This is a genomic window from Streptomyces sp. 4F14 (assembly GCF_048159485.1).
Taxonomy (GTDB): domain Bacteria; phylum Actinomycetota; class Actinomycetes; order Streptomycetales; family Streptomycetaceae; genus Streptomyces.
On the sequence record NZ_JBLRVY010000246.1, the window covers coordinates 1 to 364 of the forward strand.

The 364-nt window shown below is 64.0% G+C and carries 1 pseudogene; it reads right to left on the bottom strand.

Annotated features, from left to right (window positions below):
• Positions 1 to 265: 265 nt before the first annotated feature.
• Positions 266 to 364, bottom strand: a pseudogene (locus ACLZOT_RS50545) (TetR/AcrR family transcriptional regulator); the annotation flags it as partial.

The window sequence follows — 364 nt, forward strand, 5'->3', positions numbered from 1 at the left end:
GAGGACGACCATCAGCTGGGCTATCGCGATGAACGCGAGCGCTTTCCAGCGGTTGGGATCGACGGCGGCGCCGAGGCCGCTGCCGGGAGCCTTCGCGGCTGTTTCAGACATGGGGATACCCACTTCAGGACTTCGTGACGGAAAAAGGAAAGAGAAAGGGGACGGCTCGTCGGCTGTGACGGCCGATGGGTACTGATGGGTACTGGGATTCGGTCTTCTGACTGCGGTGGCTCTGTGAACTAATCGGTCAGGATGAACTCATCGGTCAGGCCTGGCGCAGGTCCTCCATCGTCAGCGCGGCGCCCGGAAGGGTGGAGCGGGCCGGGGCCCGCAGTCCGTCCAGGAACAGCTGGAGATGGCGGTG